Below are 23,946 nucleotides of genomic sequence, written 5' to 3' on the forward strand. Positions count from 1 at the left end.
CTTTACACTCCCCAGAGAATCTGTGCGGCGAAAGCCGCGCACGCGACCAGCCAGACGATCGACAAAACTTGAAGGGTAAGCCGCACGCCGACCGGCTTCACGTAGTCCATCCAGATGTCACGTATCCCTATCCACGCGTGATAGAACAGCGACAACAGCGTGACGAACGTGGCGAGCTTCATCCATTGCGTCGCGAAGATCGACGCCCAGCCTTCATACGAGAAGTCCTGCGCGCCGAAGAACCACACGAGCAGGATGACGGTGTAGACCGCCATGATGACCGCGGTGACGCGCTGCGCGAGCCAGTCGCGCAGACCGTAATGAGCGCCGACGACGAGACGCTTCGGCCCGATTTGGTTATGGGTTGCCATGTTTAGAAAGCTCCGAACAGTTTGAGCGCGAAAGCAATCGTCAGGACAGACGAGACGACCACCACGACGACCGCCGTCTGCTTGCCACCTTGCTTCGAGACCGCGCTGTGGCTCGTGTCCATCCGCAGATAGCGGATGCCGGCGCAGAAGTGGAGGAGGAAAGCCCACGCCAGCACGAGCGTGATGACCTTCACGATCACGTTGGAAAGGACACCCTTGAAGACTTCGAAACTGAGTTCGGAAGTCAGGCTCCGATCAAACAGGTAAAGCAGGAACGGAAGGGACACGAAAAGCAGCGCGCCGCTCACGCGATGCAGGATCGACACGCGCCCCGCCAGCGGGAGACGGTATGCCGTCAGTATTTGACCGATACCGATATTCCGGAATTCCGGTCTCGGCTTGTTTACGGCTTCGTCCATGGGGACCTCCAGTTGTAGTTGCACCAACCCGCAATGCAGCGGACGTATTCGAGTGAAGCCGGTCGTGACGGGGCCATCTTGCGCTACGGCATCCATGGATGCCGTTTAACTACCAAACGACCGAACAGATAGATGGAGTAGCGCGGACACCGTCACATAAACCGTCAATGCATGATCTGCGTACGGCTAAGCCAACTGATAGGAGGGTTGGTAAACTTTCCCGTCGATGTAGGCGTCGAGATCATCGGGCAGTGGTACGCCCGCCAGCCCCTGGTCAAAAATGAACCTTGCGACCTCGCGCGCGACTACCAACGAGGTTTGGAAAATGCGCGATTGCGGTGGGTAGATCAGTCCCGCGTCCAGATCGTCCTGCGTGACCTGGGCGGCGAGCGCGCGGGCGGCGGTAATGAGCATCTGGTCGGTCACGCGTCGGGCCTCTGTGGCGTAGATGGCCATGCCAAGCGCCGGAAAGATGTAGACGTTGTTGCCCTGTCCGGGGACGAAGGTCCGCCCGTTGTACTGCACTGGCGCGAACGGGCTGCCGCTGGCGAACACGGCACGCCCTTCAGACCAGGTGTAGGCTTCCTCCGCAGTGCATTCCGAACGTGAGGTCGGGTTGGAGTAAGGGAAAATGATCGGGCGTTCGTTGATGCGTGCCATCGCCTCGATCACGGGTTGGCTGAACGCTTTGGCCGCCGTGCTTACACCGATAATGGCCGTTGGGCGCAGTGTTTCGATTGCGGTGACGAAGTCGCCGATCGGCTCATGGTCGTGAGCAAATGGCATCTGGAACTCGGCCAGATCGGTGCGCCCGGCATGGATCAACCCCGTCTTGTCGTAGAGCCAGCATGCGCCGAAGGCGTCCTCCTGTGACACGCCGGCTTCCATCATGGCCTTGGCCAGCAGGCTGGCAATCCCGCTTCCTGCAGTTCCGCCGCCAAGGAACAGAAAGCGCTGGTTCGCAAGCGTTCCGCCTGTTACGCGCAGCGCAGCCAGAATGCCGGCAAGTGCGACCCCCGCGGTACCCTGGATGTCGTCGTTGAAGCAGCAAACGCGATCGCGATAACGCGTCAGGATCGGTTCAGCATGGGTAAACGCAAAGTCCTCGAACTGGATGCAGGCACGCGGGAATACTTCCTGAACCGCCATGACAAATTCTTCGATGAACTCGTCGTACTCGGCGCCAGTGACCCGGCGCTGACGCAGCCCAAGATAGAGCCCATCTGCCAGCAGACTTTCGTTGTTGGTTCCCACGTCAAGAGTAATCGGCAGCGTGACCTGAGGAGGCACGCCAGCGCAACTGGTGTACAACGCCAGCTTGCCGATAGGGATTCCCATGCCATTCACGCCGAGATCCCCCAGGCCCAGAATGCGTTCGCCGTCAGTAACGACGATGAAGCGCACATCCTTTTCTGGCCAGTTGCGCAGGATCTCCTTGAGCTGACCTTTGCGACTAATGGGCAAATACATGCCACGCGGGCGGCGGAGGATGTGGCCGAAGTTCTCACAGGCCTCACCGACGGTCGGCGTATAGACCAATGGAATAAAGCGCGCTGGATCCGACATCAATACCCGGTAATACAGCGTCTCGTTGGTGTCGAGCAGTGATGAGAGATAGATGTAGCGTTCAAGATCGCTGGTCTTCAATTCGATCTGGTTCAGGACTCGCTGGATCTGTGCGTCCTCGGTTTCAATCTTTTCGGGTAACAGGCCAACCAGCCCCAACTGTTCGCGCTCGGCGGAGTTGAAAGCGGTGGATCTATTGGCATGCGGATTGTGCAGCAGCGCTGCACCTCGCAGATTCGCAACCGTGGGACTGGCAGATAGATTGGTAGAAGCTTGCGGCAAAAGAGAGGTCATGATGTTAGTCCTTTGGAGTCCAGACGAAGGTGCATTGAGAATGGTTCCACTACGGTAGTCTGAGCCATGATGCTTGCCTGTAGCCGACTGACGTTGATGACAGTATGTCGCAATGCAGGCTAGCGTCCAATATATTGAGAGTGGATGCTTCGATATGGTTTAGTGAATAAGACGCTGTCGTCCTCAGGCCACGATTCGGTGCAAACAAGGTGCGGGACGGTTCCTGCTCAGGCGCCTCGCGACCTCCAGGAAATCGCGAACGACTTTAGAAAACTCGGTCGACCGATACGCAATGACGATTTGCGCCTTGGGCTGAGCTCCCTGGATCGCACGGTAGGTCACCCCGGTCGCCAACAGCTGGCGGATCGAGTGGGGGACGATCGAGACGCCGAAGCCCGCTGCAACCATGCTGACGGCGGATGCGACCTGGGTGGACTCCTGCCCAAGCAGCGGGCTGAAGCCGGCGCGTTGGCACGCGGATATCACTTCGTCATACAGAACGGGCGCAATTTCCCGGGGGAACATGATCAACGTCTCCTCGGCAATCGAGCGCAGGCTGATGCTTGCAGACGCGGTCAACCGGTGTTGCGGTGGCAGTACCAGCAGCATCTCTTCATCGAAGAGCGCCTCGATCTTCACGCGTTCCGACTCCTGCGAAGTTTGGCGAATGATCGCCAGGTCAATGCGTTCGGCCAGCAAATCGTCAATCAACGCCGCGACATTGCTCTCGGATGGCGACAGTCTGACATCAGGGTGCAATTCACGATATGCGCGAACGATTTCGGGAATGACGGGATGAAAGACGACTGAGCTTGCGAAGCCGACGCGGATGTGACCGGTTTGTCCACGGGCTGCGCTCTGTACGCGGCTTCTCGCCTGCTCGACCTGATCGAGGATGCGCCTTGCGTCCTCGTAGAGGACGCGGCCGGCATCCGTCAGTTCGACGCCGCGCGTCAGGCGCCGGAACAACTGTGCGCCGATTTCACGCTCCAGCTTGCGTATCTGTTGACTTAGCGGGGGCTGCGCCATCCCGAGCCGCTCCGCGGCGCGAGTGAAATGCCGTTCTTCGGCAACGACCACGAAATACTTGGAGGTAGCGAAATTACATATCCAATCCGATCTGACGGAGCTGACGTTCTCGCTTTCTTTCGGGCTCGACGGAGTAGCTTAATGCTTGACCGGGACAACCTTGCCCCGGAAAAGGTAGTACTGGTACAGGTTGTAGCCGATCATGACCGGGAACACCATTCCAATGCCGAAGAGCATGAACGTCAACGTCGTACTGTCCGAGGCTGCGGACGCAACCGTCAGTTGACCCGGAACTACGTAGGGGAACAAGCTGATAGCCAGACCTGCGAACGACACGACGAACAGGATTGTCGAACCCACGAACGGGCCATGTTCTCCGCGCATGAAAACCGAATACAGAACATACACGGACGCCAGCGCCGCCAGAATGGCGAGAGCAATCAACACATGCAATACGCCATGATCCTGCCAGCGGGTGATGCCGATTGGGCTCACCTTCAACGTGCCGAGCGAAACTGCGATTGCCGCGATGACGGTCGTGAAGAGGGGGATCACCGAATACCCACGCGCCGCGCTTGCGATCGCGCCAGTGGTCTTCTTCACGAGCCATGTCGCACCGAGCAGGCAGTAACCCGATACAACACCGATTGCGGTCACCGCGATCAAGCCGAAGCTCGCGCCGCCGGGGGTGAACCCGGTAATGATCCTCCCAAGGATGATGCCTTGCGCGACTGCGGCAAGCAGGCTACCAATACCAAACACTCGGTCCCAGGCTACCTTGCTGGTATGCGCTGCATGCCGGAACTCGATTGCCGCGCCCCGCATGATGAGGCTTGCGATAAGCATCATCACGGGAACATAAAGATCCGAAAGAATCATTGCATAAGCGGGGGGGAAGGCGCCGAACAGCGCACCCCCTAACACTACCAACCAGGTCTCGTTGGCATCCCATACGTGGCCAATGTGACCTTGCCCCTGTTTCGCGAATCCCATAGCTGAGAGATTTATGCGGCTCGCCCCTGTTGAGCGGCGAACCAGTTTTTCTCGAACGTCATGGGGCTGACGTAATCGAGCGTCGAGTGTAGCCGGCGCGCATTGTACAAGCCGTCAACACAACGCCCATATCGGCGAATCAAAGGAGGTTCTCTACCGCTGGCACCCGTGGTACGGGCACACGGTATGGATTTTCACCACGATAGAGAGGAAGAACGCCGAGTCAGTGCTGCGCTGTGGGCGAGAGCCGTTCGACACGGCGGGCTTGCTGGAGGTGCCGCAATGGATGTTCGATCCCGTTGCCTGCTGTCGCATTACCTCGGCAACGTCTCCCGCCGTCAGCTGTGAAGCATTGAGGGAACTGAAGTACCTGTTGGCGCAGGCGCCTGCTGCCACGCCGCGCGGTATGGTACAAGCCGAGCACCATCCTTTGCTCCGTACAGGAGGTGCTGATGCGACGCCAGACAAACCCCCAACCGGGCGGTCAACTCGACCTGTTCCGTCTCTTTCCGAAGACACCACAATGGGAGCACCTGCCGCAAGAGGTCCGGCAGCAGACGGTGCGTTTGCTGGCGCAGCTGCTGCGGCAACACCGTCGCGGGCTGCTCGCCGCCGTACACGAGCCGGAGGTGCGCGATGAGTGACAAGATTCGGGCGCAGCATCTGGCGCGCAAGGCCATGCTGTACGTGCGCCAGTCGTCGGCCTACCAGGTCAGCCACAATCTGGAGAGCCAGAAGCTGCAGTATGCGATGCAGGATCGTCTGCATCAGTTGGGCTGGAACGAGATCGAGGTGATCGACGAGGATCTGGGACGCTCTGCGGCCGGAACGCAAACGCGCACGGGCTTCGAACGGATGGTCGCAGAGGTCTGTCTTGGGCACGTCGGCGCAGTTGCCGCTCGCGAGGTTTCACGATTCGCGCGCAACAGTCGCGAGTGGCAGCAACTGGTTGAGGTGTGCCGCGTCGTCGACACGGTGCTCGTCGATCAGGAGACCGTCTACTCACCGCGGCAGAGCAACGATCGTTTGCTGCTCGGCTTGAAGGGCAGCCTGAACGAATACGAGCTGGATCTGTTGCGTCAGCGTTCGCTCGAAGCTCGTCGGGAGAAGGCCAAACGCGGCGAACTCATTGTCGCGGCGCCGGTGGGTTACTGCAAGACCGAAGACCAGCGCCTGGAGAAGGATCCGGATTTGCGCGTGCAGGACGCCATCCGCTCAGTATTCCGCCAGTTCGGCGCGATTGGTTCGGTGCGTCAGACGTTGTTATGGTTCCTGGAGCACGGCCTGCAGTTGCCGGCATGCATGCCGCGCGGCGAAATCCAATGGAAACGGCCGAGCTACGGCACGGTGTACCGGATCCTGACCAACCCGATCTACGGTGGCACGTATGCCTATGGCAAAACCGAATGCGCGATCCATTACGAGGCTGGGGAACCACGCAAACGTGATCGCCGCAAACCACGGGATCAGTGGCTTGCGCTCATTCCGAATGCCCACGAAGGGTACGTTGACTGGGACGAATTCGAACGGATCCAGTGTGCCATTAGCGGCAACCTGCGTCTGGCCGGACACGCTGGCGCCCCGAAGAACGGTGAGGCCCTGCTGGCGGGACTATTGCGCTGCAGGCGCTGCGCGAGCAAGCTGACGCTACACTACACGGGTAACAGGCACGACGCCTTGCGCTATAGCTGTCATCGCGGCTGGATGGACAAGGGGCAACCGCGTTGTATTGCGTTCGGTGGCACACGCGCGGACGCGGCCATCGCCGAGGCGGTCTTGCAGGTCGTTCAACCGGCGGCAATTGAGGCAGCAATCGTGGCGCGCGAAGAAGAGACCCTGAAGCAGGACGAAGTGCTGGCCGCGTTGCAGCGGGATCTTCAGGCTGCACGCTACGCCGCGCAACGCGCGCAGAAACAGTACGATGCTGCTGACCCCGAGAACCGGCTCGTCGCCGACGAACTGGAGCGGCGCTGGAATCATGCGCTACTACGCGTAGAGGAACTGGAATCGCGTATCGAGCAACAGTCGCGCACATCCGGCCAGATACCGCCTACCCAGCCAGAGGAGTTTGCCGATCTTGCCACTGCATTGGAATCGATCTGGCCGCAGGCCGACGCCCGCCTGAAGAAGCGCATAGTGCGCACCCTGATCCACGAAGTCGTCGTTGACGTTGACGACGCAACGAGCGAAATCGTGCTCGTCATTCACTGGAAGGGCGGAGTACATACCGAGATTCGCGTGCCGCGGCGGCGCCGCGGAGAGAACACTACGCATACGTCACGTGAAGCAATTGATGCCGTGCGCCAGCTTGTCCGTATCTGTCCGGATCTGGTGATCGCCGGCGTACTCAATCGCAATGACCTGCGAACCGGCCGGGGTAACTTCTGGACCCAGGAGCGAGTCACCGCGTTGCGCAGCCACCATCAGATCCCGGTCTATTCGAGCGAACGACGTGCTGCTGAAGGATGGATGACGTTGACCGAGGCATCGGCGTTCATCGGTGTGAGCCCCGGAACGCTCAGGCTCGCAGTTGAGCGCAACAAGATCCCAGCCGAACATCCGTTACCCGACGGGCCATGGATCTTCAATCGCAATTCGCTGACCGGGGACGCAGTTACGGAACTCGTCGGACGGGCTCGCGCACGGCGTGGACACCCCACAATACCAACGACACAACAGGGCTCTCTAGATTTATCAACAACATAGCGAGGTTGGGCAGTATGAAACGCACTTGTAAAAGCCGAGCCAATCAATCACTTCATCCATTGCGGCACGCCGTGTGGCAAAGTGCCGGCCATGCAGGCGTGCAACTTTCAACGAACCCCACAGGCTTTCGGTCGGTGCATTGTCCCAGCAGTCGCCGCGCCGACTCATCGACGAGCGCATGCCGTAGGCCTTCAGCGTGTCCTGGAACAGCCCGCTGCAATACTGGCTACCCCGGTCGCTATGGACGATGACGCCAGCCTCTGGACGGCGCCGGAACCACGCCATACGCAGCGCATCGGTGACCAGTTCCGCTTTCATGTGTGGCTGCATCGACCAGCCCACCACCTGCCTGCTGAACAGGTCAATGATGACCGCCAGATAAACCCAGCCTTCAGCCGTCGCACAGTACGTGATGTCGCTCGTCCAGACCTGGTTCGGCGCCGTTGCTGTGAAGTTACGCTCCAACAAGTTCGGCGCCACCGGCAGGTTGTGATTCGAGTTCGTCGTCGCGATGTACTTGCGCTTGTGTCGGGCACGGATGCCATGCTGCGCCATCAGCTTGCGAACACGCTCCTTGCCCACGCGCACGCCGCGCGCAACGAGCTCTTTCCACATGCGCGGCCAGCCATATTCGCCCTTGACCTGCACGTGAATTGCCTTGATGTGCGCGAGCAGGGCATCGTTGCTGATACGGCATCTGTGCGGCTTATCATCACCGCTGCGCTGCTGACGCTGATGATATCCACTGGGACTGATTCCCAGTACTTCGCACAGCATCGAGACTGGCCAGTGGCGTCGATTCCGGTCAATGAACGCGCACTTCACATCAATTCCTTTGCGAAGTACGCCGCCGCTTTTTTTGTGATGTCGAGCTCCATCTTCAGGCGAGACACTTCCGCCCTCAACCGCGCCAGTTCCATCTGCTCGGGACTGACCGGCTTCGCCCCGGCTCCGACCAGTTTGCCTTCCCTGTCCGCCTTGACCCAGTTGTGAAGGGTCTGCTGCACCACGCCCAGCGTCGCCGACACCGCAGCCAAACTCTGGCCGTTCTTTACCAGTCGGACCGCTTCCAGTTTAAATTCGAGCGTGTACTGCGCCCGCTTTGCCTTGACCGTCATCGTTTCCTCTCCTTGCTTGAGTTTACACACTCAGCAAGGGATTCGTTTTTCGGGGGCAAGCTCAAATGGACTGAATCATGAGGTCCCGGTCGTTGGCCCGACGCCGGAACAGGGTAAGCACGCCGACACCGAGATCGAAACCGTCGGTCACGACATAGAGCACGAGCATCAGGCCAATAAGACCAAACCACGCATGGCTCAGAAGGTTCTGAGTTGATGAGGGATTCATTTTGCTTGCCTATAGGTTTAAGACTGTGCGGTAAGGGTGCATGCTATGGCTAGTAGTCGATGGCACGCGAACCGACGGTGCGGATCGGCTTAGCCGGCGGCGGCATGAGCGTCAGATCCGGGCCGTTCTTCAACCAGCGACGTGCGAAGATGAAAAACGAAACGATCAGGATCACATAGAAGGTTGCGAACATCACCATGCTGCCGGTGATCGCCGTCGGCGAGATGGCCGAGGCTGCGTGCTGCGTGCGCATGAGCCCATATACAACCCACGGTTGACGACCCACTTCGCGGACAATCCAACCGCATTCCACCGCGATGTACGGCAGCGGAATGGCCAACACCCAGGCGAGGAGCAGCTTGCGCTGTGCGACGAGTGCGTCCACGCGACCGCGCGCTCGACCGATTGCGTAGATGGTCCAGAAGGCGAGCACCATGAACAGGAAGCCGATACCGGCCATCGCCCGGAATGCGTAGTAGAGCAGCGGGATCATCGGCGGCTGGTCGGCGACCGGAATGTCCCTTAGTCCCTTCACCTGACCGTGAAGACTGTGGGTACCGAGGATGCTGAGCATGCCGGGAATCTCGAGCGACCAGTCATTGGCCTGCCTGGCAGCGTCAGGCCATGCAATCAGCGACCAGCTTGCACCAGTGCCCGGTGCGTTTGTTCGCCAGTGGCCTTCGATCGCCGCACCCTTGGCTGGCTGGGTTGCGAAGACGTCGCCGCCGCTGGAGTCCCCCAGCCAGATCTGTACGGGAGCGACGAAGCAAAGCATCAGCAGCGCGAGCTTGAACGAGCGGACGAAAAACTCCGGATGGCGGCGCTTGAGCAGATAGTAGGCCGAGATGCCGGCGACCACGACCAGACCGGTTTCCAGCGCGGCGAACCACATATGGGAAACACCCCAGGGCATATCGGGGTTGAAGATCGCTTTTACGTAGTCGGTCACCACGAGTTTGCCGTCCACCACAGCGACGCCCGCCGGTGTTTGCAGCCACGAATTCGCGACCATGATCCAGAACGCGGAAATCGATGAGCCCAGCGCCACCATCGCGGTGGCGAACAGGTGCACCCCCTTGGGAACACGCCCCCAGCCGAGCATCATGATGCCGATAAAACCGGCCTCAAGCATGAAGGCCATCGCGCCCTCAAAGCCCAGGATATTGCCGAAGAACTGCCCGGTGTACTGCGAAAACGGTCCCCAGTTGGTGCCGAACTGAAACTCCATTGGGATACCACTTACAACGCCGACAGCGAAATTGAGGATCAGGAGCTTGCTCCAGAAGCGCGCGTGACGGTACCAGACCACATCGCTCGTTCTGATCCACAGGATTTCAACAACGAGCAAAAACGCGGAGAGGCTGATCGTCAGGATTGGCCAGAGTATGTGGAAAATTGCGGTCATCGCAAACTGGCCGCGCGCCAGACTTAAAGCTTCGACAGACATTTCATTTACCAGATGGTTGACGATGAGGCACGCCCGGCAAGGGCGCGTCTCAACTGGTAGAAGAAGAACGCTTTTGAACCGCCCCGGGAATCGTGGAGGCTGGTTGGTTTAAGTTAATGCGGGTTCGGCGACCGATGTTTCAAGTTGCCGATAGTAGTTTGCCTCAGCTTCAGCCGGCGGGATGTAGCCGATGGGTTCCATCAATCGATGATGATTGAACCAGGCCACCCATTCCAGCGTTGCCAACTCGACGGACTCGCGTGTTTTCCAGGTGCGGCGATGAATCAGTTCGGCCTTGTACAAACCGTTGATTGTCTCGGCCAGTGCGTTGTCGTAACTGTCGCCACGGCTACCAACCGAGGGCTCGATGCCCGCTTCGGCCAGTCGCTCGCTATAGCGAATGCTGACGTATTGCGAGCCTCTGTCGGAGTGATGTATCAACGTTCCATCTCCGCCTGGGCGCCGCGCATAAAGTGCCTGTTCAAGTGCATCCAGAACGAAGTCTGTAGTCATCGACGAACTGACGCGCCAGCCGACAATCCGTCGGGCGAACACGTCGATCACGAAGGCCACGTAGAGCCAGCCCTGCCACGTCGAGACATAGGTGAAATCAGAAACCCAGAGCTCGTTTGGCCGGTCCGCCCTGAACTGCCGGTTGACCCGATCCAGCGGGCGAGCGGCCGCCGCATCGGCAATGGTCGTGCGAACACGTTTGCCTCGCGTTACGCCACGCAAACCCAGTTGCTTCATCAGCCGTTCGACCGTACAGCGAGCCACCGCAATGCGCTCCCGGTTCATCTGCTTCCAGACTTTATCCGCTCCGTAGACACGCATGTTGGCTTGCCAGACACGCTGGATCTCAGGCCGCAGGCGTTCATCGCGTATCGCACGTGCGCAGCGGCGCGACGGATCGCGAAGCTGCGCAGCATGGCGCCGGTAGCCCGACGGGGCAATCCGCAAGACCTTGCAGATCGGCTCGACCCCGAAGGTGTCTCGATGCTGATCGATGAAGGCCTTCAGGACTTCAGGCGGCGGTCGAGCTCCGCCTGGGCGAAAAACGCACTCGCCAGTTTCAGAATCTCGTTGGCGCGGCGCAGTTCCTTGACTTCGCGCTCCAGTGCCTTAAGACGTTCGCGTTCCGACGTGCTCACGCCCTCGCGCTCGCCGCTATCGACTTCATCTCGTTTGACCCACCCCAGCAATGTCTGGCTCGTGCAGCCGATCTTGGGGGCGATGGATTCGATCGCCGCCCACTGTGACGGATACTCGCCCCGATGCTCTTGCACCATGCGCACTGCACGTTCCCGGACTTCAGCAGAAAATTTGTTCGACTTGTTCATGGCTCCATTCTCTCAAGAGTTGGAGCCTCCACCAAATCCGGGGCGGTTCACTTTATTAAATTTCAGCGTCCAAATGCAATGCCCACACGAAGATCACCGAAGGAGTGACCCGCATGATCCTGGGAATGCCCGATGCGAACAGGCGCGAAGTCAGGATCATTCCGGCCATCGCTGACTCCTGATAGGGCTGAAGATCCGCTGTATTCACCGTTCATTTCGGTGAAGCACTTCCCACAGCAGACGGCAGTAATATTTGGCCAATAGTTCACGCGCTTCTGGACGTCTTCCTTCATCTCGCCGCATTCATCGCAGCGATCCAGGACACTGACCTGCAGCGGTCGGGAGCGCCACCGTTCGAGCGCGTTCATGTCAGCAGCCCTCGCGTCGATCTGCGACGCCGACGGCGATGATGTTCGCGGCCATCTTCCGCAGTTCTGCCGACGTTGGATCATCTCGGCGCAGCTCGAGTAAATCTCTTGCGTTCGTGCTCATCGTGGCCCTCACTGGATACAGATGTGGCTAAGGTCAACAGTCCGGCGATACACGTTCTTGTTCAGCCAGGGGACGAACGTGTACTCGTCGTACGCGTTGCTGCCGATATGAATCCAGTTATGCAGAACGTTTGACATGGCGCCCCTCGAATGAAATCGCAAAGTCCATGGAATCAAGATACATGGACGACCCGACGAAAGCCATTCTACGAACGGTCGCTGCGATCCTCCGTTGGCATAGCGCACTCATACGTTTGGATACCTCATGGCATCCAGGAAGTGAGTTTCGAGTGGGTGCGCTGGACGGTTCCTGCTCAGGCGCCTCGCGACCTCCAGGAAATCGCGAACGACTTTAGAAAACTCGGTCGACCGATACGCAATGACGATTTGCGCCTTGGGCTGAGCTCCCTGGATCGCATGGTAGGTCACCCCGGTCGCCAACAGCTGGCGGATCGAGTGGGGGGCGATCGAGACGCCGAAGCCCGCTGCAACCATGCTGACGGCGGATGCGACCTGGGTGGACTCCTGCCCAAGCAGCGGGCTGAAGCCGGCGCGTTGGCACGCGGATATCACTTCGTCATACAGAACGGGCGCAATTTCCCGGGGGAACATGATCAACGTCTCCTCGGCAATCGAGCGCAGGCTGATGCTTGCAGACGCGGTCAACCGGTGTTGCGGTGGCAGTACCAGCAGCATCTCTTCATCGAAGAGCGCCTCGATCTTCACGCGTTCCGAGTCCTGCGAAGTTTGGCGAATGATCGCCAGGTCAATGCGTTCGGCCAGCAAATCGTCAATCAACGCCGCGACATTGCTCTCGAATGGCGACAGTCTGACATCAGGGTGCAATTCACGATATGCGCGAACGATTTCGGGAATGACGGGATGAAAGACGACTGAGCTTGCGAAGCCGACGCGGATATGACCGGTTTGTCCACGGGCTGCGCTCTGTACGCGGCTTCTCGCCTGCTCGACCTGATCGAGGATGCGCCTTGCGTCCTCGTAGAGGACGCGGCCGGCATCCGTCAGTTCGACGCCGCGCGTCAGGCGCCGGAACAACTGTGCGCCGATTTCACGCTCAAGCTTGCGTATCTGTTGACTTAGCGGGGGCTGCGCCATCCCAAGCCGCTCCGCGGCGCGAGTGAAATGCCGTTCTTCGGCAACGACCACGAAATACTTGAGGTAGCGAAATTCCATATTTATCTCGTCTTAAAGAAGACTGCTTTCTGTATTAGACGCGTGCATTGCTGCGCACCATACTGTGGTCATGCCAACACCTTTGCAGGAAACCGGAGTTATGGAAACCACAGTCGCGTGTTCTTGTGCCCATGAGATTTCAAAATCATTTGCATATCTAATAGAAAAGAAAGCTGATCTCGAACTGAGCGAGATTTATCAAACCTCGTTGATGAGTGCGCTCATCGACGGCGTGTATGACGGAAGCGTGACGATCGCGGAATTGCTCGAACACGGCGACTTCGGTCTCGGCACGTTCAATGACCTCGATGGGGAGCTCGTCGCGTTCGACAGCGAAGTTCACCAGTTGCGTGAGGATGGAAGCGCGCGTGTCGCAGCGATGGACCAGAAGACGCCGTTCGCGGTGATGACGCACTTTCGCCCTACGATCAGTGGGGAACTCATGACCGCGCTTGACAAGCTCGACGTGCAGGACATTATCGACAAACTGGTCGGGTCGCCGAATCTTTTTTGCGCTTTTCGTATCGACGGCCGTTTCGAGCGCGTCGATACGCGCACGGTGCCACGCCAGACCAAACCATACCGGCCCATGCTTCAGGCAATCGAGCGGCAGCCGGTCTTCAAGTTTGAAGAAACCGCGGGCACGCTGATCGGATTTCGTTGCCCCCCGTACGTGCAGGGCATCAACGTGGCGGGCTTTCACGTCCACTACATCACCGACGATCGACGCGGCGGCGGCCATGTCCTCGACTATCGCCTGCTCGAAGGCAAGCTCGAGATCGCGAAGATCTCGAAGCTGCGCATCGATCTTCCGCAGACCGAGAGCTTTCAGCAAGCCACGTTGCACTCGGAGGAAATGAGCAAGGCAATCGAGGCAGCTGAAGGTTGAATGACCGGCTGATGAATCAGCCGGTCGACACAGGCGTTGCTTCATGAACTGTTGATAATTACTGGAGTTGAACATGTTGAAGAGTGAAAGCGACGTCGAAACGTCGTGGAAATGTGGCGCTGATCTGGTGGTCCGCAACCTCGAAACACAAGGTGTGAAGCATGTGTTTGGCATTCCGGGCGCCAAGGTCGATCGTGTGTTCGATTCATTGGTCGACTCGTCGATCGAGACTGTGGTGGTCCGGCACGAGGCGAATGCGGCCTTCATGGCGGCGGCCGTGGGCCGGCTGACGGGCAAGGCGGGCGTTGCGCTCGTCACCTCTGGCCCAGGCGTCTCGAATCTCACCACGGGTCTTGCGACGGCGAATTCGGAAGGCGACGCGATGGTGGCGATCGGTGGCGCGGTACCGCTTGACGACCGACTCAAGCAGGTCCACCAGACGATGGATACCGTGAGCCTGTTCAAGCCGATTACGAAGTTCAGCGCGGAAGTCGTCACGTCATCAACCATTTCGGAGGTGCTGTGCAATGCGTTTCGGGCTGCCGAGCGTCCCCGTCCTGGTGCAGCATTCGTCAGCCTGCCGATGGACCTCGTCAACGCCCCGGCCACAGGCGATGCATTGACCGATCTTCTTTCTCCCGAACTGGGGCCCGCAGCGGCGGACAGCATCCGCGCGGCTGCCGAACTGCTCGGGGAGGCGCGAAACCCCGTCCTGCTGCTCGGCATGCTCGCCAGCACCCCGGAGAATGCAGCGGCGGTCCGCAGTTTTATCGAGAAAACGGGCGTGGCCGTCGTTGGCACCTTTCAGGCAGCGGGGGCCCTGGGCTCGCCGCAATTCGCGAATTTCGCCGGACGCGTCGGTCTGTGGAACAACCAGCCCGGCGATCGGTTGCTCGATCAGGCGGATGTCGTAGTGACGGTCGGTTACAACCCCGTTGAATACGAGCCGTCCAAGTGGAACAAGAATGCGCGCCGCACGCTGATTCACATCGATGTGGTGCCGGCCGATGTCGATCGATACTATCGGCCCGCCGTAGAACTGGTCGGTAGCATTGCGAAGACGCTCGACGTGCTTGCCTCGGAAGCGGGTACCTTGAGCCGCTCGCCGGAAACAAACGCCATTCTCGTAACACATACCAGTGCGCGCCTGGCGTTGGCCAAGTGGTCCGCGGCATTGGGAGGCTCGCCGGTCCACCCGTTGCGCATCGTCCATGAATTGCAGAACGTCGTAGGCGACGATACGACGATGTGTGTCGATATGGGCAGCTTCCACATCTGGATTGCGCGGTACCTGCACAGTTTCCGTGCGCGGCAGCTGCTGATTACGAATGGTCAGCAGACGATGGGCGTGGCGCTGCCGTGGGCGATCGCGGCATCGCTCGTACGTCCGGGCGAAAAGGTCATCTCGGTGTCGGGCGACGGGAGCTTCATGCAGTCCAGCATGGAACTGGAGACCGCCGTGCGCCTCAAAGCCAACCTCGTCCATGTGATCTGGGTCGATAACATGTACAACATGGTCGGGATTCAGGAGGTCCAGAAGTACAAGCGGCGTTCGGGCGTCGAATTTGGGCCGATCGACTTCAAGGCCTACGCGCAATCGTTCGGAGCGGCGGGTTTCGCGGTTGAGTCGGCTGACGAACTGCGCTCGACCTTGCACAAGGCGATGTCTGTCGATGGTCCCGCCGTCGTTGCGATCCCGGTCGATTACTCGGACAACCCGAAGCTGATGGAGCCGTTGAGGTCGGACTATCTGATCTGAGCAACAGGTCAGAGCACCTCGACGCGGAGTGCGGCGCGGTCCGGATGTCAAGTTGTCTGCTCCGGGCCGAACAACGTCAACAGGATCGCTACGTTCGAATGCCTTGTCGCTGGTTCAATGTCCATATTCCGATCTGGTCGTCCGTTGTAGTCCATTCGCCGGGCGTTGGCATCACGGGAAGTATTCAGCGCCCCGGCGTTACCGGAGGTTTCAGACGTCAGGGATTTGATTTCAGGTAAAACAGAACGCCCTGACGACGCGTCGGAAAGCTTCGCCATGCTTACCGGTTGTCGGGGACGATGCGAGCAGTATCTGGCGATCTGGGATAAAGTCCAATATATTAAGCGCGGTGATTTCGATATCTTTAAGTACATAACAGGATGGATGCTGGCATGGAGCTTCGACATCTACGCTATTTCGTTGTAGTGGCCGAGGAACGGCACTTCACGCGAGCTGCGGAGCGACTCGGTATTGGGCAGCCACCGTTGAGCCTGCAGATCCAGCGACTCGAGCGCGATATCGGCGCACAGCTATTCCGCCGTCTGTCGCGAGGCGTCGAACTGACCGAGGCAGGCGAGCTGTTGTTCGACAACGCGCGTCAGATCCTCGCTCAGGTCGATCGCACGTGCGCGGACGTGCAGCGCCTCTCCCGTGGCGAGCTGGGACACCTGCGAGTGGGGTTTGCGGGAGCCACTTACTTCCAGTCGCTGGTGCCGGCCATCATTCGCGAATACCGCGGCCAGCATCCCGACGTCACGGTGTCGCCGGAGCAGAGCAATACGCCATCGTTGGTGGATGGCCTGCTCGAAGGCCGCGTCGACGTGGCGTTCATCCGGCCGCCGATCATGAGCGCCGACGCACTGGAGGTGGAGTTGCTGGTCAAAGAGGATATGGTCGTGGCTCTACCGCATACCCATCCACTGGCGCAGTCCGGCGCGGCGGTATCGCTGTCCGCACTCGCAGGGGAGACCTTCATCCTGTTCCCGCGTTCGATCGGCGCGGGGCTTTACGACGCGGTCACGGGCGCCTGTCAGCGTGCCGGTTTCATTCCGAGACTTGGCCAGGAGGCGCCACAAATTACCTCGATCGTGCCGATGGTAGGAGCCGGCTTCGGCGTTTCGATCGTGCCGCGCTCGACCAGCCAGATCCGGACTGACGAAGTGGTCTATCTGCCGATCGCCGGCGACGCGCCCAAGGCGCCGATCAGTCTTGCGTGGCGGCGCCACGATCCTTCGCAAGTGGTGCGCCGCTTTCTGGCGGTCGCTCGGCGGATGGCAAAGGACTGGCGCAAAGTGCAACGGTGAGGCCTGCGAGTCAGGATCGACGGCCTGGCAATCCGTCACTCGGCTTGCAATCTTGCAGCAAGCCAAGGCGTAAAGGTGTCCGCGCTCGGCTGTGCCAGGCCCAAGCGCGGGCAAAAAGGGCACACGTCTCGATCACGAACGCCGTGATGCGGCTTTGCGTAATCGCTGCCAGATACCCCACCATGCCAGCACCGATCGCGAGCGAAGGAGCGAACAGGCCGCCCGGCGCCCCCGGCAGATATGATCCGACCGTGGAAGCCATCTTGAGCAGCGGATAGGCAATACCAAGTTGTGTGCGTCCTTCCAGCATTGCGCACTTGCGCAGAGCCACTGCCGAATGTATGCCCGGCGGACGCCACGCCGATGACGGCGATGATCAGGCCGCCAAGCGGCACCGAATGCCACCGGCTGACGGCTGCGCCACGCGCTTACCGACGAGGGCATCCAGCGTCGGGTGTTCAGCAGCAGGGCGGCCTCAAATCTGAAGTGCAACACCTGTTTCGTTGTGGCGGCGCTCTGCGCCGGTCTCGCGCTCCAGATCGCTGGATCTGCAGGCTCAACGGCGGCTGCCCCATACCGAGTCGTTCCGCAGCTATACAAATGCGCAGCACAAGCGCGAGCTGCGCACCCAAGCCTTCGAGGCTTGGGAAAGGGTGAGTCCTTAATTTGACAATACCGCACGTTCGACGCCTGCGCAGAAACCGCGCAGTAGCGCCAGCAGGATCCCGGCTTCGGCGAGAGCCGTATCCTTCATGCTAACGATTACAAAATTCCGATGATTTTCACTTCGAACGCCAGTGCCTGGCCGGCGAGCGGATGATTAAAATCGAACAGGGCGGACGTTTCGTTGACTTCCTTCAGTACGCCCGCGTAGCGTTCGCCACCCGGTGCGTTGAATTCGAGGAGATCGCCCGGCGAAAAATCCTCACCGATCATGCTGTTTTCGCGCAGCGTGGCAAGCGACACCCGCTGGATCAGATCGGGATTGCGCGGGCCGAATGCCTGCCCCGGGACTAGCTGAAAGGTCGAATGGTGGCCGACCTTCGATCCCAGCAGAATATCTTCCAGCGGCGGCGCCAGTTGGCCCGCACCCAGCAGCAGTGTGGCTGGCTTGTCGGTAAAGGTGTTGATGACTTCAGTGCCGTCGGCAAGCGAAAGCCGGTAATGGAGCGTGACGTGCGAGCCGGGTTTTACTTCAGAGATGTCGATGATGCTCATGCCTGCCGCCTGTTCAGTGTTGCTGCGATTTACGATACGCCATCACGCCGGCTACCGTATGGAAACTGCCGAAAACCACGATTCGATCATTCTCCGACGCTCGTTTCAGCGCGTCTTGATAGGCGTCTGCCGGTGACGCGAAGCGCGTGACGCTGCTGTCGGCGCCGTCGGTCAAACCAGCCTCGCGCAGCGCAGCCTCCACGGTCTGAGCGGAGGCCCCGCGCGGCGTCGGCAGATCGGTCACGCACCAGTGGTCGACTTCGGCCTTCATGTGCTTGATCACGCCAGCGATGTCCTTGTCCTGCATCGAGCCAAATACCGCATACGTGTACGGGAAATAGCCCATGTTGCCGAGGTTCTGCTTGAGCACCGCGGCTGCGTGCGGGTTATGGCCGACGTCGAGCACGATCGAAGGCTTGCCCGGCAGCACCTGGAAACGGCCCGGGAGTTCGACGTTCGCCAGACCGAGGCGGATGTCCTGCGCGGAGACCGGCAGACGGTCCCGCAGTGCCTCGAGGGCCGCGAGCGCGGCCGACGTATTGATCAGCTGGTTCGCGCCGCGCAGCGCCGGGTACGCCAGCGCCGAGCGCCGCAGCGCGCGGCCGACATAGCTCCATTGCTGACGCTCGCTGCCCGCCTGCCCTTCGTAGCGGAAATCGCGGCCGAATAGCCACAGATCGGCGCCAATCTGCCCGGCGTGATCGATCAGCGTCTGCGGCGGCACCGGGTCGGCGCAGATCGCCGGCTTGGCCGCGCGGAAGATGCGGGCCTTCTCGAAGCCGATCTTCTCGCGCGTGTCGCCGAGGTACTCGGTGTGATCGATGTCGATGCTCGTGATAATCGCACAGTCGGTGTCAAGGATATTGACGGCGTCGAGACGCCCGCCGAGGCCTACCTCGAGAATGACCGCGTCCAGCGCGCGCGAGGCGAACAGATGCATGATCGCCAGCGTCGTGAATTCGAAGTACGTCAGCGAAACGGGTTCAGAGAGGCTCAGGCGCGCCGCTTCGACCGCCTCAAAATGCGGCAGCAGGTCGGCGTCGCTCGTAATCGCGCCGTTCACCCGCGCTCGCTCATTGAACGCCAGCAAATGCGGGGAGGTATGGCAGCCAACCCGGTAACCCGCGCGCAGCAGGATCGCTTCGAGGATCGCGCAGGTCGAACCCTTGCCGTTGGTGCCGCCAACCGTAATCACCGGACAGTCAAAGGAAACTTGCAGTGCGTCGCGCACCTGGCTGATCCGCTGCAAACCCAAGTCGATGCCGACCGTATGCGCGGATTCGAGGTGCGTGAGCCACGCGTCGAGAGTGGGGAATGTGGTCATCGGATAAGTTGATTCTTGCCTGTTGTCAGGGACGTTAGGAGTAGTATCTGGCGATGCGGGGTAAAGTCCAATATATTCGGAGTGGTGACTTCGATATGGTTTAGTAAATAACAGGACGCTGGCATGGAGTGAAAAAGGCTAGTTCGCAGTCGGACAGCGTCATGCCGGACAACCACAATTCGGGTCAAAAGTCCGGCCAGCTTTCCCAACATACTGACCCGGTTCATCTGCACGAGATCAGCCTCTAGCCTGCAACGGTGGATCAGGCAGTTCCATGAACGCAACGGCTATCACAAAACGCTGATCGCCATTGCCAACAAGCATGCCCGCATGCTGTGGGTGATGGTCGCGAAGGACTTCGTTGCCTCCATAGCTGCGCCGTTTGCTTCCGGCGGGAGCGGTTGTCGGGTGGCGCTTGCACCCGCTAGAAAGCGCCGCCTTTTCACGGCGCACACCCATTTCAGTCGATTGCACCGCTTGAACGAACGTCTGCACTCGTCGTGACACCGGACGGGCATGGCGACACGGCCAGGGTGAACTGAAACACGGCGCCGCTGGGCTCGTTCGAGCTCGCCGACAGACGTCCTCCGTGCGCTTCTATAATCGAACGACAAATCGAGAGCCCCATCCCCATGCCGCCAGCCTTCGTCGTGTAGAACGGCTCAAAGAGACGCTCCACGTTGTCGACCGCCAACCCCGGTCCCGAATCGCGCACGGAAACGAGGACGCGGCCCGATTTGTCGTTGGCGGTGCTGATGATCATTTCCCGCCGCCCGTGTTCAACGACGCTCATCGCCTCCACGGCGTTGATGATGAGGTTCAGCATGACCTGTTGGAGTTCGACGCGATCGCCTTCAACGGGCGGCAAGTCCTCCGCAAGCTGCATCCGCGTGGATACGCCGCTTTTCGCAAGCTCACTGGACGTGAGGGCGATGACCTCATGGATCGCCTCGTTCATCTGCAGGCTTTGCCTGGACGGCGGGACGTTCCGGACGAGACCGTGAACCCGGTTCGTGACCTCGCTGGCGCGCTTCGCGTCCTTGATGATTCGATCGAACGCTTGCCGGGCTTGCTCGAGGACGGGCGGATTGGCACCTAACCAAAGCAGCCCGGCCTGAGCATTGGCGACGGTCGCCGCGACCGGCTGTTTGATTTCATGGCTGATCGAGGCCGCGAGGTGCTCCATCGTCGTCACGCGATTCGCCTGCGCCAGCACCGTCTGAACTTCGCGGTAGCGCCGCTCGCTCTCCCGTAGCTCGGCTTCCGCGCGCTTTTGCTCCGTGATGTCGCGTGAGATGCCGAGCAGGAACTGTGGCTCGCCGCGCGCATCGAGGATCGGGATCTTCATCGTGTGTACGAGGCGCGGCCCATTACGCGTTAGAACCCGTTCCTCCGGCACCTCGACCATCCGCCGCGACTCCAGCACGGCACGATCCTTCAGCGCAAAGAAATCGGCCTCCTGGACCGGAAACAGGTCATGGACGGATTTGCCGATGAGTTCCTCGCGGCGGTAGCCGAGCAGTTGCTCTCCTGCCTTGTTAAAGCGCACGAATTGCAGGGTCACTGCATCCTTGACGAAGACTACATCCGGGATGTTTTCGATGATGCTGTCCAGGAAATGCTCGCTCGCTTGCGCTGCCTCTTCGGCGCGCTGTCGTTCGGCGATCTCGGCCGTCCGGCCCGCAAGTGCCGTGCTGAGTTCGGCCGTGCGCTGCGTGACGCGTGCCTCGAGTTCGGCGTTGAGCTCCTTCAGCGCATCCTCGGCCTGCCTGCGCTGGCGCCGGTCTTCGAGGAACTGCTCGACTGCGCGCGCCATATCGGCAATCTCGTCGCCGCCGTGAACGGGGACGCCGGCTTGCACGCTGTCGACGTCACCGTGCCGCAGGAAGTGACTGACTCGGCGCAGCCGTGCCACGACGTGGCGACCGAGGAATGCGCGGGCGATCAGCCAGGCAAGCAGCAGGCTCACCGCAACTTCGCCGATGACCCACCTGCGCGTGCGGTCCGAGTCTTCGGCCAGAGACTGGACCGCTTTGCGGTAGGCGCGCGTGAAATAATCCGACTGCTGGCGCGCCGCTGCCGCCAAGGCGTCGGCCTGGCGGCGCAGATCGTCGTCCAGGCTGGCCAATGACGCGCCGGGCCGCGACGAGTACGCCGGCGCGGCTGCGGCGCGCAGCGCGGTTTCGCGCACCTGTGCCTCGATGTTGACTGTGTTGCGGAAGCGCTGGCTGGACCGATGCAGCGCGAGCGCATCGACGGTGACGGCGTCACTCGCCGCGGATCCCAGACGGTCTACCAGACGGTCAAAGGATGCCAGCTGTTCGATGATATGCCGATGCGTCTCGCGCACAGCGTCCACCGTATCGTCACTGGACAACTGTAATGCCAGGCGTTCGATCATCAGCGTGCGCTGCGCCAGGTCCTGTGCATCTTCCTGGCGCGCCAGCCGCTCTTCGGCCAACTGACGGATCGCGTGGGCCGAACCGGTCAACGAGTAAATGGTCGTGACACCGACCGCGACCACCAGGGCGGCCAGGCACGAAGCGACGAGCGCAAACTGAGCGGTGAGCGACTGGGGGCGCGGTAGTTTCATGGGCGTTGCCAGATGCGGCGATAAATATCGCGGTAGCCGTTGGCGGGGTCGTAAATCAGACGATCACCACCGTCCGCGGCGATGTTGTCCGCCGTCACGAGATGCACAGGAAACACGTAACCCGTGACACCTCGGCCTGCGAAGAGCCGGTTCATCTCGTCGACCAACTGCCAGCCGTGCAGATTAAGGGGTTCGGCCACGGTGCCGGTCTGGAACGTGCCCGTCCGGATACGCAGGAAGGCGGACTCGCTGCCGTCGCCTGCCGACAGCATGGCCATGGCGGCGTTCGGCATTCCGGCCTGGGTCAGCACCGGGGCGGCGTAGTCGAAGTAGATGTCGTTGACGGCCAGCGCATAGGTCCAGCGCTTGCCATATCGCGCGAGCAAGGCGCGTGTCGCGCCCGGCATCAGTTCCTGGCTGCGCGAGATCGCCACGTCGCGCACATCGAGCAAGGTGCAGCCGCTGCACGCGCGCACGACGGCAGCCATTTCATCCGCCTTGCCTTGCGCAATCCGGAAATTGGAATCGGTGAAGATGACGACTCCCGCATGCCCGCCGGACTGCACGATGGCCGCCAGCGCGGTCACGCGCGCGACCTCGAGCGGATCCGTCGCCACGTTCATCGCCACGGGCGTGCCGGGCACCGGTCCGGCCCGGGCCGCGACATGCCAGCCGACGATCGGAATGCTCCGCTCGGCAAACGGCCGTAGCCCGGGCAGCAGCGCGCGTGCGTCGCCACCGACGATGATCAGGCCGTCTGGATCACTTGCCAGCGCATTCGCAAGCATCTTCAGCCGCAGGTCCGGCGTGCCGCTGGAGTCGAATATCTGTACGCTCCAGCCGATGACCTTGGCCGCCTCCAGTACACCGTCGACCACGCCGACGATGCCGCCGTTGCGCAAATCCTCGGCGACGATGGCGACGCGTTTCCCGGATTGCGCCCGCGGCCCGTTGCGCGGCCCGTTCCAGGGTGCAGCGGGTTGCGCCGCCGCATCGACCACACGCTTCGCTTCCGCCAGGTAGTTACTCGCGGCGGCGACAATCGCGGTGACCGAGGCGGAAGAGGCGGTGGACACGGGGGGAGTCAACAAACCCTGCGCCGCGATAACCGACGGCATGCATACGCATGCCAGAATCAACGCCCTCATGTTGCTCCCTAACGGTCCGCTCGGGGTCGATCGACCCAATTGAAGACGTACCCAAATGCCGCTCGGAGTGCCATCCAAACAAGATACAGCCCAAGCCGCCGCGAGTCATCGCCGCGCTGGGGCAGCGGACTTGCGGGTCGCCGCAAGGAGGCCCCGCAGTGGCGTATCACCACTTGTGCAGTGCATTGACGACCGCGGACCATCTGCCGATGCCGGGATAGCCGAGTCGCTGGCGCTTTCCGGCGCAAAGGCCGCCAGTCATGAAGACAAGTCTGCCACACGTGACGCATCGATGATGCTTATCGCAGGCCGGCAATGAAAGGGGATAACCCTGGCAAAACCGGGTCCCGCAGCATACCGGCCTCCGCTATTGCAACGGAACCGCAACTCCTCGATGTCGCGCAGGCTTAACTGGAGTCGATAGTACCAACGCGCCGCGCAACTGACGACGGCGAGGAATCGCTGACCGTGATAGCGGGATTTTGCGTTCTCCATGGTTTGAATTTCATAAGCC

19 protein-coding genes, 4 pseudogenes and 1 other annotated feature are annotated in these 23,946 nt (G+C 60.6%); of the genes and pseudogenes, 5 read left to right on the top strand and 18 right to left on the bottom strand.

Annotated features, from left to right (window positions below):
* Positions 1-2: 2 nt before the first annotated feature.
* The 5 genes from sdhD to OKW41_RS08010 form a co-directional block, all read right to left on the bottom strand.
* Entirely contained in the window at positions 3-371 is a 369-nt protein-coding gene (gene sdhD / locus OKW41_RS07990) for a succinate dehydrogenase, hydrophobic membrane anchor protein (RefSeq protein ID WP_429446040.1), read from the bottom strand.
* A gap of 2 nt (positions 372-373) precedes the next feature.
* Positions 374-790, bottom strand: coding sequence for a succinate dehydrogenase, cytochrome b556 subunit (gene sdhC / locus OKW41_RS07995; RefSeq protein WP_429446945.1), 417 nt, complete (start codon positions 788-790; stop codon positions 374-376).
* A gap of 186 nt (positions 791-976) precedes the next feature.
* Entirely contained in the window at positions 977-2,650 is a 1,674-nt protein-coding gene (locus OKW41_RS08000; RefSeq protein ID WP_429572116.1) for an NAD-dependent malic enzyme, read from the bottom strand.
* Between the two features lie 183 nt (positions 2,651-2,833).
* Positions 2,834-3,730: a LysR substrate-binding domain-containing protein gene (locus tag OKW41_RS08005; protein ID WP_429572117.1), complete on the bottom strand. Its 897-nt coding sequence runs from the start codon at positions 3,728-3,730 to the stop codon at positions 2,834-2,836.
* An 87-nt stretch (positions 3,731-3,817) separates the two neighbouring features.
* Positions 3,818-4,672 carry a cytochrome d ubiquinol oxidase subunit II gene (locus OKW41_RS08010; protein ID WP_429572118.1) on the bottom strand — a complete coding sequence of 285 codons (855 nt, stop codon included), beginning with the start codon at positions 4,670-4,672 and terminating at the stop codon, positions 3,818-3,820.
* A gap of 452 nt (positions 4,673-5,124) precedes the next feature.
* Between OKW41_RS08010 and OKW41_RS08015 the strand changes: the two genes are divergently transcribed.
* The gene (locus OKW41_RS08015; protein WP_187639681.1) at positions 5,125-5,316 is read left to right on the top strand and encodes a hypothetical protein; all 192 of its coding nucleotides are present in this window, start codon (positions 5,125-5,127) and stop codon (positions 5,314-5,316) included.
* Positions 5,309-7,378: a recombinase family protein gene (locus tag OKW41_RS08020; protein ID WP_429572119.1), complete on the top strand. Its 2,070-nt coding sequence runs from the start codon at positions 5,309-5,311 to the stop codon at positions 7,376-7,378. The genes OKW41_RS08015 and OKW41_RS08020 overlap by 8 nt, the downstream gene beginning before the upstream one ends.
* Positions 7,379-7,405: 27 nt before the next feature.
* Here OKW41_RS08020 and OKW41_RS08025 read toward each other — a convergent pair.
* The 7 genes and pseudogenes from OKW41_RS08025 to OKW41_RS08055 all read right to left on the bottom strand — a co-directional run.
* Positions 7,406-8,496: pseudogene (locus OKW41_RS08025) on the bottom strand (IS3 family transposase); the annotation flags it as partial.
* 64 nt (positions 8,497-8,560) lie between these two features.
* Positions 8,561-8,725 (bottom strand): annotated as a pseudogene (locus OKW41_RS08030) (cytochrome d ubiquinol oxidase subunit II); the annotation flags it as partial.
* 49 nt (positions 8,726-8,774) lie between these two features.
* Entirely contained in the window at positions 8,775-10,172 is a 1,398-nt protein-coding gene (locus OKW41_RS08035) for a cytochrome ubiquinol oxidase subunit I (RefSeq protein WP_429572120.1), read from the bottom strand.
* Positions 10,173-10,280: 108 nt separating this feature from the next.
* A protein-coding gene (locus OKW41_RS08040; protein ID WP_429571231.1) for an IS3 family transposase occupies positions 10,281-11,512 on the bottom strand; the annotation gives its coding sequence in 2 pieces (ribosomal slippage) (positions 10,281-11,224 and positions 11,224-11,512; 1,233 coding nt in all).
* Positions 11,118-11,234 (bottom strand) — a sequence feature (AL1L pseudoknot). (Overlaps the previous gene by 117 nt.)
* A gap of 62 nt (positions 11,513-11,574) precedes the next feature.
* Positions 11,575-11,880 (bottom strand): hypothetical protein, encoded by a 306-nt coding sequence (locus OKW41_RS08045; RefSeq protein WP_429446054.1) that lies wholly within the window; start codon positions 11,878-11,880, stop codon positions 11,575-11,577.
* A 132-nt stretch (positions 11,881-12,012) separates the two neighbouring features.
* Positions 12,013-12,141 (bottom strand): hypothetical protein, encoded by a 129-nt coding sequence (locus OKW41_RS08050; protein ID WP_429290830.1) that lies wholly within the window; start codon positions 12,139-12,141, stop codon positions 12,013-12,015.
* A gap of 108 nt (positions 12,142-12,249) precedes the next feature.
* Complete coding sequence (locus OKW41_RS08055; protein ID WP_429572121.1) at positions 12,250-13,197, bottom strand: LysR family transcriptional regulator; 948 nt, start codon at positions 13,195-13,197, stop codon at positions 12,250-12,252.
* 100 nt (positions 13,198-13,297) lie between these two features.
* Between OKW41_RS08055 and budA the strand changes: the two genes are divergently transcribed.
* The 3 genes from budA to OKW41_RS08070 all read left to right on the top strand — a co-directional run bounded on the left by budA (position 13,298) and on the right by OKW41_RS08070 (position 17,149).
* A complete protein-coding gene (gene budA, locus OKW41_RS08060) occupies positions 13,298-14,086 on the top strand; it encodes an acetolactate decarboxylase (protein ID WP_429572122.1) in 789 nt (262 codons plus the stop codon).
* Positions 14,087-14,159: 73 nt separating this feature from the next.
* Positions 14,160-15,845, top strand: a complete 1,686-nt coding sequence (gene alsS, locus OKW41_RS08065; RefSeq protein WP_429572123.1) for an acetolactate synthase AlsS — start codon at positions 14,160-14,162, stop codon at positions 15,843-15,845.
* Between the two features lie 392 nt (positions 15,846-16,237).
* Positions 16,238-17,149, top strand: a complete 912-nt coding sequence (locus OKW41_RS08070) for a LysR substrate-binding domain-containing protein (protein ID WP_429446065.1) — start codon at positions 16,238-16,240, stop codon at positions 17,147-17,149.
* A gap of 130 nt (positions 17,150-17,279) precedes the next feature.
* Here OKW41_RS08070 and OKW41_RS08075 read toward each other — a convergent pair.
* From OKW41_RS08075 to OKW41_RS08100, 6 genes and pseudogenes are all read right to left on the bottom strand, one after another.
* A pseudogene (locus OKW41_RS08075) lies at positions 17,280-17,617 on the bottom strand (chloride channel protein); the annotation flags it as partial.
* A 294-nt stretch (positions 17,618-17,911) separates the two neighbouring features.
* Positions 17,912-18,367 (bottom strand): FKBP-type peptidyl-prolyl cis-trans isomerase, encoded by a 456-nt coding sequence (locus tag OKW41_RS08080; protein WP_429446068.1) that lies wholly within the window; start codon positions 18,365-18,367, stop codon positions 17,912-17,914.
* 13 nt (positions 18,368-18,380) lie between these two features.
* A complete protein-coding gene (folC, locus tag OKW41_RS08085; protein ID WP_429572124.1) occupies positions 18,381-19,691 on the bottom strand; it encodes a bifunctional tetrahydrofolate synthase/dihydrofolate synthase in 1,311 nt (436 codons plus the stop codon).
* Between the two features lie 460 nt (positions 19,692-20,151).
* Positions 20,152-22,284, bottom strand: coding sequence for an ATP-binding protein (locus tag OKW41_RS08090; protein ID WP_429572125.1), 2,133 nt, complete (start codon positions 22,282-22,284; stop codon positions 20,152-20,154).
* Positions 22,281-23,432, bottom strand: coding sequence for a substrate-binding domain-containing protein (locus OKW41_RS08095; RefSeq protein WP_429572126.1), 1,152 nt, complete (start codon positions 23,430-23,432; stop codon positions 22,281-22,283). Before OKW41_RS08095 ends, OKW41_RS08090 begins: the two co-directional genes overlap by 4 nt.
* Positions 23,433-23,810: 378 nt before the next feature.
* A pseudogene (locus tag OKW41_RS08100) lies at positions 23,811-23,927 on the bottom strand (IS6 family transposase); the annotation flags it as partial.
* Between the last annotated feature and the right edge of the window lie 19 nt (positions 23,928-23,946).

It is taken from the genome of Paraburkholderia sp. UCT70, from assembly GCF_050434085.1.
GTDB lineage: Bacteria > Pseudomonadota > Gammaproteobacteria > Burkholderiales > Burkholderiaceae > Paraburkholderia > Paraburkholderia tuberum.